The 16167-nt window shown below is 64.7% G+C and carries 20 protein-coding genes and 1 tRNA gene; 14 read left to right on the forward strand and 7 right to left on the reverse strand.

Annotated features, from left to right (window positions below):
* Positions 1 to 67 precede the first annotated feature (67 nt).
* The 4 genes from AC56LH_RS05170 to AC56LH_RS05185 are packed head-to-tail and all read left to right on the forward strand — an operon-like array spanning position 68 to position 4074.
* Positions 68 to 1573, forward strand: coding sequence for a DASS family sodium-coupled anion symporter (locus AC56LH_RS05170; protein WP_499644591.1), 1506 nt, complete (start codon positions 68 to 70; stop codon positions 1571 to 1573).
* A 25-nt stretch (positions 1574 to 1598) separates the two neighbouring features.
* Positions 1599 to 2567, forward strand: a complete 969-nt coding sequence (locus AC56LH_RS05175; protein ID WP_499644593.1) for a phosphate acetyltransferase — start codon at positions 1599 to 1601, stop codon at positions 2565 to 2567.
* Positions 2567 to 3790: an acetate/propionate family kinase gene (locus AC56LH_RS05180; RefSeq protein ID WP_499644595.1), complete on the forward strand. Its 1224-nt coding sequence runs from the start codon at positions 2567 to 2569 to the stop codon at positions 3788 to 3790. The genes AC56LH_RS05175 and AC56LH_RS05180 overlap by 1 nt, the downstream gene beginning before the upstream one ends.
* Complete coding sequence (locus tag AC56LH_RS05185) at positions 3787 to 4074, forward strand: RNA recognition motif domain-containing protein (protein ID WP_183550915.1); 288 nt, start codon at positions 3787 to 3789, stop codon at positions 4072 to 4074. Before AC56LH_RS05180 ends, AC56LH_RS05185 begins: the two co-directional genes overlap by 4 nt.
* Here AC56LH_RS05185 and AC56LH_RS05190 read toward each other — a convergent pair.
* Both AC56LH_RS05190 and AC56LH_RS05195 read right to left on the reverse strand, forming a co-directional pair.
* On the reverse strand, positions 4071 to 4361 hold the full coding sequence (locus AC56LH_RS05190; RefSeq protein WP_499644597.1) for a hypothetical protein: 291 nt from the start codon (positions 4359 to 4361) through the stop codon (positions 4071 to 4073). The genes AC56LH_RS05185 and AC56LH_RS05190 overlap by 4 nt on opposite strands.
* An 11-nt stretch (positions 4362 to 4372) precedes the next feature.
* Positions 4373 to 5086 (reverse strand): hypothetical protein, encoded by a 714-nt coding sequence (locus AC56LH_RS05195; RefSeq protein WP_499644599.1) that lies wholly within the window; start codon positions 5084 to 5086, stop codon positions 4373 to 4375.
* Between the two features lie 239 nt (positions 5087 to 5325).
* Here AC56LH_RS05195 and AC56LH_RS05200 point away from each other — a divergent pair.
* The 3 genes from AC56LH_RS05200 (at position 5326) to AC56LH_RS05210 (ending at position 6056) form a co-directional block, all read left to right on the forward strand.
* Positions 5326 to 5415 (forward strand) — tRNA-Ser (locus tag AC56LH_RS05200).
* 288 nt (positions 5416 to 5703) lie between these two features.
* On the forward strand, positions 5704 to 5901 hold the full coding sequence (locus AC56LH_RS05205; RefSeq protein ID WP_499644601.1) for a hypothetical protein: 198 nt from the start codon (positions 5704 to 5706) through the stop codon (positions 5899 to 5901).
* Positions 5901 to 6056 (forward strand): hypothetical protein, encoded by a 156-nt coding sequence (locus AC56LH_RS05210; protein ID WP_499644603.1) that lies wholly within the window; start codon positions 5901 to 5903, stop codon positions 6054 to 6056. The genes AC56LH_RS05205 and AC56LH_RS05210 overlap by 1 nt, the downstream gene beginning before the upstream one ends.
* A 10-nt stretch (positions 6057 to 6066) precedes the next feature.
* Here AC56LH_RS05210 and AC56LH_RS05215 read toward each other — a convergent pair whose 3' ends face one another.
* Positions 6067 to 7002, reverse strand: coding sequence for a methyltransferase (locus AC56LH_RS05215; protein ID WP_499644605.1), 936 nt, complete (start codon positions 7000 to 7002; stop codon positions 6067 to 6069).
* Between the two features lie 167 nt (positions 7003 to 7169).
* Between AC56LH_RS05215 and AC56LH_RS05220 the strand changes: the two genes are divergently transcribed.
* From AC56LH_RS05220 to AC56LH_RS05240, 5 genes are all read left to right on the forward strand, one after another.
* Positions 7170 to 7352: a hypothetical protein gene (locus AC56LH_RS05220; RefSeq protein ID WP_499644607.1), complete on the forward strand. Its 183-nt coding sequence runs from the start codon at positions 7170 to 7172 to the stop codon at positions 7350 to 7352.
* Positions 7353 to 7380: 28 nt separating this feature from the next.
* Entirely contained in the window at positions 7381 to 8262 is an 882-nt protein-coding gene (gene ypfJ, locus AC56LH_RS05225; protein WP_499644609.1) for a KPN_02809 family neutral zinc metallopeptidase, read from the forward strand.
* 185 nt (positions 8263 to 8447) lie between these two features.
* Positions 8448 to 9632: a zinc-dependent alcohol dehydrogenase gene (locus tag AC56LH_RS05230; protein WP_499644611.1), complete on the forward strand. Its 1185-nt coding sequence runs from the start codon at positions 8448 to 8450 to the stop codon at positions 9630 to 9632.
* Positions 9633 to 9662: 30 nt separating this feature from the next.
* The gene (locus AC56LH_RS05235) at positions 9663 to 10256 is read left to right on the forward strand and encodes a hypothetical protein (RefSeq protein ID WP_499644613.1); all 594 of its coding nucleotides are present in this window, start codon (positions 9663 to 9665) and stop codon (positions 10254 to 10256) included.
* 94 nt (positions 10257 to 10350) lie between these two features.
* Positions 10351 to 12177 (forward strand): M4 family metallopeptidase, encoded by a 1827-nt coding sequence (locus AC56LH_RS05240; RefSeq protein ID WP_499644615.1) that lies wholly within the window; start codon positions 10351 to 10353, stop codon positions 12175 to 12177.
* On the opposite strand, the gene AC56LH_RS05245 is transcribed toward AC56LH_RS05240, so the two are convergent.
* Together AC56LH_RS05245 and AC56LH_RS05250 are read right to left on the reverse strand one after the other, a co-directional pair.
* Complete coding sequence (locus AC56LH_RS05245) at positions 12149 to 12838, reverse strand: M23 family metallopeptidase (protein ID WP_499644617.1); 690 nt, start codon at positions 12836 to 12838, stop codon at positions 12149 to 12151. The two genes, AC56LH_RS05240 and AC56LH_RS05245, sit on opposite strands and share 29 nt — an antisense overlap.
* Positions 12839 to 12889: 51 nt before the next feature.
* Entirely contained in the window at positions 12890 to 13921 is a 1032-nt protein-coding gene (locus tag AC56LH_RS05250; protein ID WP_499644619.1) for a L,D-transpeptidase family protein, read from the reverse strand.
* 114 nt (positions 13922 to 14035) lie between these two features.
* Here AC56LH_RS05250 and AC56LH_RS05255 point away from each other — a divergent pair, with 114 nt between their 5' ends.
* Entirely contained in the window at positions 14036 to 14344 is a 309-nt protein-coding gene (locus AC56LH_RS05255) for a 2Fe-2S iron-sulfur cluster-binding protein (protein ID WP_499644621.1), read from the forward strand.
* Between the two features lie 266 nt (positions 14345 to 14610).
* Here the strand turns inward: AC56LH_RS05255 and AC56LH_RS05260 are convergent, their stop codons facing one another.
* The gene (locus AC56LH_RS05260; RefSeq protein ID WP_499644623.1) at positions 14611 to 15513 is read right to left on the reverse strand and encodes an alpha/beta hydrolase; all 903 of its coding nucleotides are present in this window, start codon (positions 15511 to 15513) and stop codon (positions 14611 to 14613) included.
* A gap of 168 nt (positions 15514 to 15681) precedes the next feature.
* On the opposite strand from AC56LH_RS05260, the gene AC56LH_RS05265 reads away from it, so the two are divergent.
* Positions 15682 to 15876 carry a hypothetical protein gene (locus AC56LH_RS05265; protein ID WP_499644625.1) on the forward strand — a complete coding sequence of 65 codons (195 nt, stop codon included), beginning with the start codon at positions 15682 to 15684 and terminating at the stop codon, positions 15874 to 15876.
* Between the two features lie 18 nt (positions 15877 to 15894).
* Here the strand turns inward: AC56LH_RS05265 and AC56LH_RS05270 are convergent, their stop codons facing one another.
* Positions 15895 to 16104, reverse strand: a complete 210-nt coding sequence (locus AC56LH_RS05270; RefSeq protein ID WP_499644626.1) for a hypothetical protein — start codon at positions 16102 to 16104, stop codon at positions 15895 to 15897.
* Between the last annotated feature and the right edge of the window lie 63 nt (positions 16105 to 16167).

Here is a 16167-nt window from a genome sequence, read left to right on the forward strand (position 1 = left end):
ATTCCTGTTACTATCAGACCAGTAGTCAATATTTTCGTTGGCTGGTCGGTTACGTAGAAGGAAGTTCATGTTGTTGCGCTTGCAGGCTGCGTTTCGTTATTTCAATCAGGCCGTGCCGTTTCGCCTGATCCCTGCACTGATCACCACCGCCGTACTGCTCACGCTGCTGGTTATTCCGCACCCTGCAGGCTTGACCTCTGGCGCCTGGACGCTGGTAGCGATTTTTCTCACCACCATCGTTGCCATCATCCTGAAAGTCATGCCGATTGGCGTCATGGCGCTCATGGCGATCGTGATCGTGGCGCTGTCGCAAGTGACGTCCGGGTCATCGAAGGGCGCGATGGCCGATGCACTGGGCAGCTTTTCCAGCCCGCTGATCTGGCTGATCGTCGTTGCCGTGCTGATTTCGCGCGGCCTGAAAAAGACGGGCCTGGGCAACCGCATCGGGCTCAATTTCATCGCGCTGCTGGGCAAGCGCACGATCGGCATCGGCTACGGGCTGGCCGTGTGCGAGCTGGTGCTGGCGCCGTTCACGCCCAGTAATACCGCGCGCGGCGGCGGGATCGTCCACCCGATCATGAAGTCGATCGCCGCGTCGTTCGATTCCGACCCGGCCAAGGGTACTGAGGGCAAGGTGGGCACGTACCTGGCACTGGTCAACTACCACGCCAATCCGATCACCTCGACGATGTTCGTCACCGCCACCGCGCCCAATCCGCTGGTGGTCGACTTCGTCGCGCGCGCCAGCGGCCAGACATTTCAGCTGAGCTGGACCACGTGGGCGCTGTGCATGGTGCTGCCGGGCCTCGTGTGCCTGTTCCTGATGCCCCTGATTATCTATCTGCTGGCGCCGCCAGAGCTCAAGCAGACACCGGATGCGATCGGTTTCGCGCGGGGCGAGCTCGCGCGCATGGGGCCGTTGTCGGCCAGCGAACGCGTGATGCTCGGCACCTTTGGCCTGCTGCTCGTGCTGTGGGCGAACGTGCCGGCCATGCTCTTTGGCAGCGCGTTCACGCTTGACCCGACCGTGGTCGCCTTTGTCGGCCTGTTCATCCTGATCATCACGGGCACGCTCGACTGGGACGATATCCTGTCCGAGAAAAGCGCGTGGGATACGCTAATCTGGTTCGGCGCGCTCGTCATGCTGGCCGAGCAGCTCAACAAGATGGGCGTGATCGCCTGGGCCTCGAACGGCATGCGCGACGCCATCGTCGCCAGCGGCATGGGCTGGGGCGCGGCAGCGAGCGTGCTGGTGCTGGCCTTCGTGTTCTCGCACTACCTGTTTGCCAGCACCACGGCCCACATCAGCGCGATGATGTTCGCGTTTCTGTCGGTCGGCGCCGCGCTGGTGCCAGGCCAGTACCTGGTGCTGTTCCTGCTGATGATGACGGCGGCGTCGGGCATCATGATGACGCTGACCCACTACGCCACCGGCACCTCGCCGATCATCTTCGGCAGCGGGTATGTCACCATGGGCCTGTGGTGGAAGGTCGGGTTCATCATGTGTCTGTTCGAGCTGGCGGTGTTTGCCGTCGTCGGCGGCCTGTGGTGGAAGTTGCTCGGGTACTGGTGATGTACCCACGTTCAAGGAGAGATTGATGACCGCAGTAACATCCGCACATCCATACTATGACCGCCTGATCGAGGCCGGCCGCGCCAACGGCCCGGTGACGGTGGCGGTGGCGCACCCGTGCGACCGCTACGCACTCGAAGCAGCGCTCGACGCGGCCCGCATCGGCCTGATCACGCCGATTTTGGTGGGGCCGGCCGCGCGCATTCACGCCGCGGCCGATGCGGCTGGCCTGGACATCGGCGCGCTGCGCCTCGTCGACACGGCGCACAGCCACGCCTCGGCCGCGCGCGCCGTCGAACTGGTGCGCGAAGGGCAGGCCGCCGCGCTGATGAAAGGCAGCCTGCACACCGATGAACTGATGGGGGCCGTGGTCGCCGCCACGACCGGCCTGCGCACGGCGCGGCGCCTCAGCCACTGCTTCGTGATGGACGTGCCGGGGCGCAGCGAACCGCTCATCATCACCGATGCCGCCATCAACATCATCCCGACGCTGGCCGAAAAGCGCGACATCGTGCAGAACGCGATCGACCTGGCGCATGTGCTGCGCTTCGAGGGCGTGCGCGTGGCGATCCTGGCCGCGGTGGAAACCGTCAGCGACAAGATGCCATCGACGATCGACGCCGCGGCGCTGTGCAAGATGGCCGATCGCGGCCAGATCACCGGTGCGATCCTCGATGGGCCGCTGGCGATGGACAATGCGATCGATCCGCAGGCCGCCGCCGTCAAGGGGCTCGATTCGCCCGTGGCCGGGCGCGCCAACGTGCTCGTCGCGCCCGATCTGGAAGCGGGCAATATGCTGGCCAAGAGCCTGACCTTCATGGCCGGGGCGGCGGCGGCCGGCATTGTCCTTGGCGCGCGCGTGCCGTTGATCCTGACCAGCCGCGCCGATTCGGTGGCCGCGCGCCTGGCGTCGTGCGCCGTGGCCGTGCTGCTGGCGCGGCATCAGCTGGCCAGCGCCAGCGCCGCCGCCAACGCCAGCGTGGCGGGGCGCTGATGGCGACGCAAGACTGTATCGCGGTCATCAATGCCGGCTCGTCGAGTATCAAGTTTTCGCTGCATGCGCTGCCTGATCTGGCGCCGCTCTTCACGGGCAAGATCGACGGGCTGTATCGGGGCGCCGCGCGCTTCATCGCCCGCGACGCCGCCGGCCACACAGTCGGCGAACATACCTGGACGACGCCGCTCGACCATCAGGCCGGGATGGTGTACCTGATCGATTTCGCCGAGGGCCATCTGGATGGCTACCGCGTGTGCGCGGTCGGTCACCGCATCGTGCATGGCGGCGTCGACTTCAGCGGACCGGTGCAGCTGGATGATGCCGTACTCGACCGGCTGGCCGGCCTGATTCCGCTGGCGCCGCTGCACCTGCCGCACAATCTGGCGCCGGTGCGCGCCTTGATGGCGCTGCGGCCCGGGCTGCTGCAGGTTGGCTGCTTCGACACGGCGTTCCATACGGCGCAGCCGGCGCTGGCGCAGGCGTTCGCGCTGCCAGAGGCGATTACCAGCCTGGGCATCCGCCGTTATGGCTTTCACGGGCTGTCTTACGAATACATCGCGGCCACGCTGCCGCTGTGCGATCCGGCGCTGGCCGGCGCGCGCGTGGTCGCTGCGCACCTGGGCAACGGCGCCAGCATGTGCGCGATGCAGGGCGGGCGCAGCATGGCCAGCACGATGGGCTTCACGGCCGTCGATGGCCTGCCGATGGGCACGCGCTGCGGCGCGCTCGACCCGGGCGTGGTCATCTACCTGATCGAAGAACTGGGCATGACGGTAGAGGGCGTGCAGCGCATGATGTACAACGAATCGGGCTTGCTGGGCGTGTCGGGCGTGTCGTCCGACATGCGCGTGCTGGAAGCGAGCAGCGACCCGCGCGCGCAACTGGCGATCGACCTGATGGTGTACCGGATCGGCCGCGAACTGGGTTCGCTGGCCGCCAGCCTGGGCGGACTCGATGCGCTGGTGTTCTCGGGCGGGATCGGCGAGAACAGCGCGCGGCTGCGCGCCGCCGTGTGTCGTGATGCGGCCTGGCTCGGGGTCGAACTCGACCCGGCCGCCAACGCGGCGCCGGCGGCCGGGCCTGCCCGCATCAGCCTCGCATCGAGCCGGATCGCGGTCTGGCTGGTGCCCGCCAATGAAGAACTGATGATCGCGCGCCATACGTGTGACCTGCGCGACCTGCTCGATCCACCACTGCCTGAATCTGGAGAACACCCATGAAAGTCATCCTGTCCGGCCTGCACGCCGATGCCAGCGAAAGCGCCATCATCGAGAGCTTCACCCCGTATTTTCACATCACGCAGGTGGACATGATCCGCGAAGGCTCGCCCGACAGCCCCTGGGCCGTGCTGCACATCGCCGACTCGTACGAGCACGCGTGGGCGGCCTGCAACAGCCTGCGCGGCGTCTTCCATCGCGGCAAGCGCCTGAGCGTCTACATCCCGACACACCAGCCCGACATCTATCACGAGTTCGCGCCGCACGAGCGCCTCGATATCGCCTAAGCCTGGCGGCGCGGCGCCGCATGCCACTGGCAGCCGGGCAGGCGCTGCAACAGCTGCGCCTGCAGTGCCGGGGCGGCGTCGCGCTCGACGCACAACAACGCGCGCACATTGCACCCGCTCGGGCAGGCGTCGATGCGCAGAAAACGCACCGCATCCAGGCCCGCGCGGATCACTGCCTGGCGCAGGCTCGTTGCTGATGCGGTGTCGACCTGCAGCCAGACGAGCATCGTGTGATCGGCGGGCGGCAGGCGTCGCAGGGCGGGGCTGTGAATAGTAAAGTGTTTCATCGTGATTTCTCCTAGGGTTGCAATGACATCCGGGGTGTCAAACAGTCCTGGCGACCCATCTGCGCCTGCACGGCGAATACCATCGGCGCCGCGGCCGGATACACCTCGTCGTACAGCGCGCGCAGTTCTGCGGCGGAATCGGGATCGCAGGTAGCGGCGTCCGACACGCAGCGGCCAGGCCCGTACTCGCGCGCGGCCATGGTATGCAGGACCGTCTCGGCCAGCGTGGCATCGTCGACCCGCGCCACGTGCGCGAGCACGGCGGCGCGCTCGCTGACGCCCGGACCGGCGGCCCCACTGACCGCGACGAACAGCACCCGCATGGCGGGATTGAACGTGCGCGCGCCATGCAGGCGCGCCAGCAGCCGGTATTGCAGGTCAAGCTCGAGCGCGCCGCTGCGCACCGGCACCACCACCAGCCGGCTCTCGGCCAGCACGCAGCGGCAGCCGTCGGTGTCACGCGTACCGGCGTCGATCAGGATGTCGTCGAACAGCGGTCGCAGCGCGGCCAGGCGCGTCTTGACCGCGCGGCTGCCCACCTGATGCGTTTCGATCCACGGCTGCACGCCGGCATGGCTACGTTCCTCGGACCAGTCGCTGTTGCCATTCCCGGCGGTAGTCATCAGGCACACCCGCCGACCGCTTTGCGCGCGCAGCACCGCCAGATTGCGCGCCACGACCGTGCGCTCCGGGCTGCTGTGTTGATTGACGATGGCAATGATCATGGCTGGCTTCCTGAACAGATTCGATTGGCCCAGCGTAGCGACCCGGCTGTAAAAACAGGGCAAAAGAGCAGGGCGCACCTGTCAATGGCGTGTAAACGTCGGCGTCGGCAAGACGTCGTGCTCTGGTGAATGGCAGGCCGTTGATGCTGCTTTTAAAAAGTTGCGACCCATTACTTGCAAGGTTCGCCAGGGTGCCGGTATAATGCGGCCTCTCGCAGCGATGCGAGACGACCGAATCTGGAGAGGTGGCAGAGTGGTCGAATGTACCTGACTCGAAATCAGGCGTACGCGCGAGCGTACCGTGGGTTCGAATCCCACCCTCTCCGCCAAGTAGCAAAAAAAAGCCACCGCAAGGTGGCTTTTTTCATTCCGCACTTGCAACGGCACAGCCGGGGTCAGGTCTGACATTCGGACACGACCTCAGCCTTACCCACCTTCAATCGAAGCCTGACCAGTATTAGCATGGCCCGGTGCCAGCTGGTTCCGACTGCCCGACTGCCGAGATCGTGTCCGAATGTCAGACCTGACCCCCGCTTTGCTCGGATAATTCCTGCCGGCTACACAACGGGCGTGTACAGACATTGTCCGTACAATCGCCCGAAACTGCTGGCTATCTCATGTCGACAACTCACTGGTTTTTCCTGGTCGGCATGCTGATGCTGGCGCGCGGCCTTGCGGCGTCCACTCTCGCGCGCTTGCCTGTCACGTCCGCGATCATCTATCTGGGCGTCGAGCTCGTCCTTGGGCCGGCGGGCTTTCATGTGTTTTCGTTCGATCCCATCGGCCAATCGCATCTGCTGGAAACGCTTACCTGATGTATGCGATCAACCACGACTTGCCGTCCGGCCTGGCAAGCCAGTTCAGCCAGATCACGATTGCCGTGATCATGCTGTCGATCCTGGCCCACGGCCTGAGCGTCAAACCGATCATGGACCGCTTCTGGCGCCGGCGCAGGAACAATCCCGGCTGACGGCACTGGCTTAGCGTTTGCGCGCCTGCAGCCACACTGCGGCAATCCGCTCGACCTCTTCGTAGCCTGCTTCGCCGAGCTGCCCGCCGAAGATGTCGGGGTCGAGTTCCTCATACGACCACGAGGCGCATTCTGCATCGAGCCGAGCACGGATGCTGTCCAGGAAGTGGTCATCGATTCCCGACAGCGCAACGCCGGTGTACAGCAGCAGCCGTCCGCCGGGGCGCAGGCGCACCAGGCCTTCCTCGACGATGCGCCGCGACAGCTCGGCGCCACGGTCGCCACCGCCGTGGCGGTAGCGGCGTTCATCCGGATCGACGACGAACGGTGGATTCGAGACGATCAGGTCGACCTCGCCCTCGACACCGGCAAACAGATCGCTTTCGCAGGCCGTGAACGTGGCCACATCGTTCAACCGGGCATTCACCCGCGACAGCGCCAGCGCAGCCGTGTTGACATCGGCGCCGATCACGTCCGCAGCCGGGAAAGCACGCGCGACCGTCAGCGCACCGGCGCCACTGCCGCAGCCGACATCGACCGCGCGCATGGGCGCGGGGTCGGCTGACGCGAATGCCCGCCGCATGGCCCCGACGAACCGGTAAGTGTCCGGCCCGAAGAACACGGCATCGTCGGCCTGCGTGGGGAAGGCCGAATGAAACAGCAGCAGGTCGTCCAGCGTCGAGGCGCGCACGGTCGAGCGCAGCGCGTTGCCTTCGCCAGCCAGCACCCCGGCTGCGGCCATCAATTCGAGCATGCCGGGCGGCAGTATCGCGGCGGCGAACGGCCGGCTCCAGCCGAACACGTCGCGCAGGTCGCGTGCCTGTTCGTTGCCGGGCCGGCCGTTGATGCGCCGGTGTGTCGATGGGGTAACGGTCATGAAGCGGTAACCGGCCTGGCGCAGGGTCGTGCCAAGGGTGAGCAGGGCGTTGGCTTGGAATGGTGTCATGGCGCAAGCATCGCACGAATAAGGCAGGATTGGCGCGCTTCAACCGCGCCGTATGCCGATGGAATTTGATGCAATATGTGATCATTCGAACATACCGGATGATGGCGACCGACCATACTCACCGACATAGTCGCGCATCGACCACGACACGAGAGAGAACAGACAACATGAAAACCTTTGACATGGATGACGTCCCGCGCGGACGCATGGACCGCGAAATCGCCCGCGAACGCCGCGAGCGCGCGTTGAACGACGAGCAGCGTGCAGGCCTCGCGCCCGCCGATGACCTGCGCGGCAAGGATGCGCGCGAGCGCGCCGATACTTCCAACCTCAAGCGCAACAGCCGCTGAATCAACAACTGAACGACCAGGAGAACGTATGCGTTGGGATGGTGACCGTGAAAGCAGCAATGTCGAAGACCGTCGGGGCGACAGTGGCGGGGGAGGTGGTGGTGGCTTCGGCATTGGCGGGCGCTCGATCGGCATCGGCACCATCGTCATCGCACTGGTGGGTTCCTACTTTTTGGGCGTCTCGCCGGCCACGATCCTGAGCCTGCTGTCAGGTGGCGGCGCGCCGCAGGTGCAGCAATCGTCGCAGCCACGCGCGGCGCCGGCCGACGACCGCGAGAGCAAGTTCGTGCGCACCACGCTGGCCTACACCGAAGACGCATGGACCCAGATCTTCACCGAACAGAATACGCAATACCAGCCGGCCAAGCTCGTGCTGTTCGACGGCCGCACGAACACCTCGTGCGGCGTCGGCCAGAGCGCGACCGGGCCGTTCTACTGCCCGGCCGACGCATCGGTGTACATCGACCTCGATTTCTTCCGCACGATGCAGCAGCGCTTCAACGCCGGCGGTGAATTTGCCCAGGCGTACGTGATCGCGCACGAAGTCGGTCACCACGTCCAGAACCTGCTCGGGATTTCCGACAAGGTGCATGCGGCCCAGCAGAACGCGTCGGAAAAGCAGGGCAATGTCCTGTCGGTCAAACTCGAACTGCAAGCCGACTGCTTTGCCGGTGTCTGGGCCAAGCGTACTGATCAGCGTGCCAAGATCCTGGAGCAGGGCGATGTCGAAGCCGCCCTGAACGCCGCCAGCGCGATCGGCGACGATGCGCTGCAAAAGCAGTCGCGCGGCGTGGTCGTGCCGGACTCGTTCACGCACGGGACATCGGCGCAGCGCGTGCGCTGGTTCGAGCGTGGCCTGGAAAGTGGCGAAGTAGCCTCGTGCAATACTTTTGATGCCAAAAATCTATAAAAGGCGTGAGAAAGTTTCCTGTTGGGTATAAAGGCGGACATTAATTCCGGGTAAGTGCATAAAAATGCGTGTTCGTTACCGTGCGCGTATGGCAATTCTTGGTAACTTGACATAAGTTGGTGCTAGATCAGCACGCTATTCAACGCGCGCCGACATCACCTTACAGAACTTGCCAAGGAGTGCTTATGCTTGCCATGAACTACCGCGGGCCATACCGTGTCCGCGCCGACCAGAAGCCCGAGCCCGTCATTGAACACCCCGGTGACGCCATTGTGCGCGTCACCCGCGCCTGCATCTGCGGTTCCGACCTGCACCTGTACCACGGCCTCGTGCCCGATACCCGCGTGGGCCATACCTTTGGCCATGAATTCATCGGCATCGTCGAAGAAATCGGGTCGGATGTCCACAAGCTCAAGGTGGGCGACAAGGTGCTGGTGCCGTTCAACGTCTTTTGCGGCTCCTGCTTCTTTTGCCAGCACGAGCTGTACGGCAATTGCCACAACACGAATGCGCAATCGACCGCCGTGGGCGCGATCTACGGTTACTCGCACACGGCCGGCGGCTACGACGGCGGCCAGGCCGAGTACGTGCGCGTGCCGATGGCCGACGTCGGCCCGATGATCATCCCGGAAGACATCCACGACGATGACGCCGTGCTGCTCACCGACGCGCTGCCCACCGGTTACCAGGCTGCCGAAATGGGTGACATCAAGGAAGGCGACACGGTCGTCGTGTTCGGCGCGGGCCCGGTTGGCATCTTTGCCGCCAAGTCGGCCTGGCTGATGGGCGCGGGCCGCGTGATCGTCGTCGACGAGATCGAATACCGCCTCGAATTCGTCAAGAACTACGCGCAGTGCGAAGTGGTCAACTTCAAGGAAGTGCGCGACATGGCACTGCACATCAAGAAGATGACCGACTGGATGGGCGCTGACGTCTGCATCGACGCGGTCGGCTGCGAAGCAGCGGGCAACACGATGCAGACCATCACGGGCGTCTATACGATGATGCAGGCTGGTGCCGCGACTGTGCTGCACTGGTGCATCAACTCGGTGCGCAAGGGCGGCAACGTGTCGATCGTCGGCGTGTACGGGCCGACCTTCAACGCGGTCCCGATCGGCAATGCGCTGAACAAGGGTTTGACGCTGCGCATGAACCAGGCCAGCGTGCGCCGCCATCTGCCGCGCTTGATCGAACACATCCGTGCCGGCCGCATCGATCCGAAAGCCATCATCACGCACCGCGTGCCGCTGGAAGAAGTGTCGGATGCGTATCACATCTTCTCGAGCAAGCTCGATAACTGCATCAAGACGATCCTGATTCCGCCGCGCGCGAACGAAGTACGCGCCGTCAAGGCCAGCATCGCAGCGTAACCGACATGCAGATCACCACGAGGACATATTATGCAGACACGTAACGACATCGTGAGCGCCAACGACCAGCACGACGGTGACCACGCACCGGGCGAACACGACAACGATGGCCACGTCGGCCACGTCCACGGCGCGATTGCGCCACGCCGGCCCACCCGCGCGCAACTGGCGCACATCCAGGGCTGGGGCGCCGACCTCGACCGCAAGGACCGGCCCGGCGTGCCGATGGAACGCACGCCGCCACGTTTCATCAACGTGCCGGACGGCGATCCTGCAGCGCAGAAAGAACAGGTCGAGGTGCTTGTCTCCACCGAGCGCCCGGGCCGCACGCCGCTGTTCGGCACGGTGCAGCCGCCGTCCGGGCTGTCCGGCATGATCCGGCGCCAGGCCTTCAAGCTGACCGAGAACGATGTGCGTCACTGGCTGCTGCTGCTGGTGGCCGACCGCGTCAACATGGTCGAGGGCATCGGCGAGGATCTGGCCAGTGGCAAGATTCCGAACGTGCTGGCCGAGATGGGCATCAAGGCCGAGTTCCAGCACAATAAGGCGGGCCTGGCGAAGAAGGTTGCGCTGGGCGTGGCCGTCGTTGGCACTGCGGTGTATCTGATGAAGCGCCGTAGGTAGGGGACATTGTTCTCAAGCAAATACTCGTTTATTTGCACGTCCATCATGGTCGATGACCGGCGCCACCTGGCCCGGCTTACCGGATGGAGCCGAGATGATTCCTCAACCGTTTTTCAGGGCAGTCGTGCTGGCTGCCGCGATCGTGCTGGCGCCTGGCGTGTCAGCTGCGCCGATGATGGGCGCTGCAGGCAAGCTTGACAGCAAAGCGCAGGCGCTGGTGCTGGATCAGCTCGATGCACGCCGGCCGGCGATTGGCCTTGATGCCGATCACAGCTACCGGGTCGTCTCGCAGCATCCTGGCGTGCAGGGCACGCACGTGATGCGCGTGGCGCACCTGTACAAGGGGCTGCGCATCTTTGGCGCCGAATCGGTGGTCGTGCTCGATGCACGTCAGCAGATCGTGTCCGAAAGCGCCTCGCCCCGGCGCCTGGCGCTGGGACGAGGCGCGACCAGTGGGATGACGTCGACCGCCACCGGTTTCGACACCATGCCCGTCATCAGGCGCAAGGCAGCCGTCAGCGCCGCGCTCAAGAACAGTCCGCCCCGCGCCGTCAACGTCAAGCTCCCCACTGCCGAACTGGTGATCTATCCGGTGATGCGCGACGAGCGTGCCCCGAGCGCCGTTGCCAAGCCCGATAGCGAACTGAACGCGGTCGACGTGGTCGAGACGGTCGACCACTACATGCTGGCCTGGCATGTGTGCGTGCGGCTGCGCAGCGGCGAGCAACCGATTTACTACGATGCCATTGTCGATGCGCGCACAGGTGCCATCATCGAGCGTTGGAACATGCTGCAAACCGTGGAAGGCATCGGCCTGAGTCAGTACAACGGCAATGTTCCGCTCAGCACGACTTTTGCCGGCAATATGTACCAGCTGCTCGACCCGCAGCGCGGCAAGGGTGGTTCGTTCGGCGCGATGGCCATCACCAACGCCAACCACGCCACCTCGAGCGGACGCGTGTATACCAACGGCAGCAACACCTGGGGCGACGGCAAGCAGTTCGTCGAAGGCGCCAGCACGACGGGCGCCAACGGCCAGACTGCAGCCGTGAACGCCATGTGGGGGCTGATGAATACTTACGACCTGCACCAGAACGTGCTGGGCTGGCGCGCGCTCGACGGCCACGACACCGCCACCCACATCGCCGTGCACGTCAACCGTGGCTACGACAATGCGTATTACAGCGATACCTGCCGTTGCATGTTCATCGGCGACGGCACGTTCTTCACCAACCTGGGGGCAATCGACGTGGTCGGCCACGAGATGGGCCACGGCGTCACGGCTGCCACGTCGAACCTGCTCTACAGGGGCGAATCGGGCGGGCTGAACGAGTCGAGTTCGGACATCACCGGCGAAGTGGTCGAGGCGTATGCCCGCGCTGGCGGCACCGGAAACATCGTGCCCGAGCTGGGTAACGACTGGATGCTGGGCAGCGAGATCGCCCGCGACGGCAAGCCGTTGCGCTGGATGATCAAGCCGAGCAAGGACGGGAGCAGCCGCGATGCCTGGAGCACGACTCTCAAGAACCTGGACGTGCATTACAGCAGTGGCCCCAACAACCGGATGTTTTATTTCCTGGCGCGGGGATCGGATGCCGACAAGACCGGCGATGGGTGGAGCAGCTACCTGACGCGGCAGCCAGCCGCGATGACGGGTATCGGCATCGACAAGGCGTTTCGCATCTGGTTCCGCGCGAACACGACCAAGTTCACGGCCAGCACCAACTACGCTGATGCGCGCACCAAGATGATTGAAGCGGCGGGGGAATTGTATGGGGTAGGAAGCCGCGAAGCGGTGGCGGTCACGCGCGCCTATGCTGCCATCAACGTCGGCGCCGACATCGACGAAACGACTGCGGACCCGGGGCCTGGGTCCGCATCGGCAGTAGTTACTAATCGCTCATCAGTGGAAACGGATTGATGGGCGTGCCTTTCCACCACTGCTTCTCGGCCGTCAGGGAGACGAGGGCGAAGTGCAGGTGCGGCGCATTGGGGTCGGAATTGCCGGTCACACCGACATACCCGATCACCGTGCCGCGCTTGACGTCCATGCCTTCGGCGAGGCCGTCGGCGTAGCGGTCCAGGTGGGCGTAATAATACGCAAACTGTTCGGTCGGATCGAACTGGTACACGGTCAGGCCGCCCGGTTTGCTCTGGAACAGTTTAACCACCTTGCCGTCGGCGACCGCGATCACCGGCGTGCCGGTCGGGGCCATGATGTCAAGCGCCTCGTGCTGGCGCTGCTCGCCGCGCGGCTGGTAGAAGGTATCGGTCAGTTGGGCCGACTTGATGCCCTGCACCGGCACCAGCAGCTTGCCCGGCATTGTTGTTGGCGCTGCTGCGCCGGCAGCCGCAGTGCCTTCAGGCGTCGGACGCAGCGGCAGGTCGGCATCTTCCAGGTTCGGCATCACCACCGGCGCCGGTGGCAACTGGCCGTCAATCTGCGATGCCGGGATGCCGGCTGCTGCGGGGGCAGCAGCCGTGACCGCCGGTGCCGGAGTCTCCGGCACGTCCTGCAGCGCGACGAACAGTATCGCGGCGCCGACCAGGGCGCCGATGATAAACGTGATCAACCATTTCATCGTGTTCTCCGTGCGGCGCCATCGGCGCCGCATATGTGCCTGTGGCGACCGTTATTTTTGCAGGATCACTTCGACCCCGGCCGAGACGGCCGCGCCCACTTCGGCCGCGCTCCAGTTCGTCAAGCGGATGCAGCCATGCGATTCGGTCTTGCCCACATGGCCCGGCACCGGCGTACCGTGGATGCCGTAGTGCGGCTTGGACAGGTCGATCCACATCACGCCGACCGGGTTGTTCGGACCTGGCTTGACCGGCGTTGCCTTGTCGCCGGGCTTGGCATCCCAGAACAGTTTCGGGTTGTAGTTGTAGACCGGATTGGCGTGCACGCCCTCGATCTTCCAGGTACCAATTGGCAACGGATCGCGACTGCTGCCGGTCGAGGCCGGATACTGCGCCAGCAGGCGACCCGATGCGTCAAACAGTTGCAGCGTCTTGGCACCATCGCGCACGACAACCTTGGTCGCCTGCGCCAGCGGTTCCTTGCCGCTCACGTTCGGCACCATGATGCGTTCGCCGGCGCGGGCAAAGGTCTTGCCTGGGTTCAGGCGTTGCAGCAGGGCCGGGCTGGCATGGAATTTTTCGCCCAGGCCTTCGAGCACGTTGGCATAGCCCAGCTTGTCGAGCTTGGCTTTTTCCATCATCGTGTCGGGGATTGGCTGGAACGGGCCTTCGACGTCTTCGGCGATCAGCGCGTACTCGGCCAGGGTCGGGGTGGTGTCGACAGCCAGGGCATTCCAGGTTGCGTCGTCGAGCTTGCCGGTGACCGGCAGCTTGCGCAAGGTCTGGAACGTGGTCAAGGCCTGGCGCAGGTTCGAGCCATAGGCGCCGTCCAGTTCGCCCGGCGACAGATAGATGCGCTCCAGCAGCACCTGGGCGCGCAGCAGCTTTTCGAATTCGGCCTGCTCGGCAAGCGCGGGATCCTGCACGGCGCCGGGCGCAGCGGCGACCGCCGTCGACATCGTCGTGTTCTGGGCTGTCGTTGCCGGTTGGGCGGCGGGTGGCAGCGGGGCAGGCTGTTGCGCGATGGCGTGGGTCAGCGTGCCTCCAAGGGCGGCGATCAGGGTCAGGGCGGTCATCTTGTTCATGCGGTCTCCGGGTTTGCTTCTGGAAAACTATAGACTAGTGCTCTGCAGGGTGCGGGTCTGTGCGTCAGCGTACTCACAGTCGGTCAACTGTTTCATTGAGGCTACAATTGCGCCATGGATAACCCTGTTTACACCATCACCGTTCTGCCGCTGGGCGCCAGCGTCACGGTTGACGGCGCCACGACGCTGCTGGCCGCGATCGAGGCAGCGGGCATCGACATCCCCAGTTCGTGCCGCAACGGCACGTGCCGCACCTGTCTGTGCCGTCTGCGCGCCGGCGCAGTGGCGTACACGATCGACTGGCCGGGATTGTCGTTGGAGGAACGGCGTGATGGCGACATCCTGCCCTGCGTGGCGCTGGCGCGCGATGACCTGGTGCTGGACGTCCCGCTGGCACGGCGAGCCGCTACCGGGCGGCGATAGCATGGTGGTACTATCCGCATGATGCCCGACGCGCTGTCCGGCACGTTCTCATGACATCCGCAGCAATCACCATGAATGGAGCACCACCATGAGCAAGAGTCAGGATGCAAAAAAGACGACCAAGAAGGAACCGGCCAAGACCATGAAGGAAAAGAAGGAAGCCAAGAAGGTCAAGAAAGAAGAAAAGTCGCGCCAGCAGTAATGCTGTAATCGCCGTTTTACCCTGCATGACCGCGTCGCCTCCCGGCGACGCGCGCCGTTTTCGTCTATGGCTTGCTCGGCGGCAGACCCAGCGCACCCTCGATCACCCTCAGCACGGTCGGCCACGCCGGCGAACTCGTTGCCACCTCATCGTAATGGCTTGCCTGCGGCAAGATCACGACCTCAGCCATATCCCCGGATTGTTTCGCCCGCGCCGCATAGTCATGCGCCACGCGCGGTGGCGAAATCGTGTCGAGCGCCCCGGTCACCAGCCACGTGCGGCTGCCATTGGGCATCAGGTCGGCAGCATTGGTGTCAAGCAGCACGTCCGGCCGCGTCGCGCTGGGCTCGCCTGCGAGCTGGGCGAGATCGCGGTCGCAGCTCGACTTGATCAGTGCCGCCTCATGGCGCAGGTCGGCCAGCCCGCCCAGGCTCACGATACGGTCGATCGGAAGCGGGTTGGCCTGGTGCAGCGGGCTGCTGGCAGGAATGCGCGCGCGGCCCGCGATCCATTGCACCAGCTGGCCACCGGCCGAATGGCCGACCGCCACGATGCGTTCGAGGTCGAGCTTGTGCGCGGGCGCATGCTGCCTCAGCAGGTCGAGCGCGGCGTGCATGTCGAGGTACATGCCAGGATAGCCGCCGCCCGGTTCGTCGATGCGCCGGTATTCGACGTTCCAGACGGCGATGCCGCGCGCGGCCAGCGCGCCAGCCATATTGCGAAACTGCGTGATGCCGCCGAATTTGCTGTTCCAGCATCCGCCGTGCACCAGCACCGCGACAGGAAACGGGCCGGCGCCCGCCGGCACGAACAGTTCCGCGTATTGGGACGGGGCGGGGCCGTAGGCCAGCGTGGTGGTCGGAGCAGGGCCGCGCAGGGCCAGGTAGTCGTCGAGTCTCATCGGGGCGGCGTGGACGCTGGTGGCAGCGCCAAGCACGAGGGCAAGCAGCAGGCTGGATAGGCGCATGGGGGCGGTGAGGGTGGTGAAAACATCACTATAGCCGAGTCGCTTGAGGGTGGCACCTGCGGGTGGCACCTGCCGCAGCGATGGCGGCACATTGCGGGGCAATCGTACGGCCCCGGCAAGGCTGGCATGCTAGTCTGCCATGACCCAATCACCCACCGAAAGGCGACCATGAATCAATTCCATGCCAACGACGCCTCGCGCGAACCGATCATCCAGCGCGCGCACACGACGCCCGATCCGGATGCACCGAACGATCCGCTGGTGCCGCCTGCGCAGCCGCCGGTGCCGGACGATGTCCCCGATCCGGTCAATGCACCGGTCGAAGAGCCAAGCATGCCCGAACCGCCGATCCGGGCACACTGATTACTGCATCTCCTTGAATCAGGCGCCGGGTTCCTGGCGCTTTTCTTCCTTGTCTTCTTTGTCTTCCTGCTTGTCGTCGGCGCCCGCTGGCGGCAGTGCCGGGATCTCGCGAATCATCTGTTCAGTGTCGTGCTGGCCGGGCGAGCGTTCGCCGCTGCCGATGTCGGCTTCATCGAAGATCGCGCGGCCCTTGTTTTCAGGATCCACCTGGGGTGTCGTGTCGGTCATGCTGTGCTCCAATAGCGTTGTCAATGTTGTACGATCCTAACAGCCCTCGTCAGCCCATGTCGC

This window comes from Telluria sp. LT1R51-2 (genome assembly GCF_059685775.1).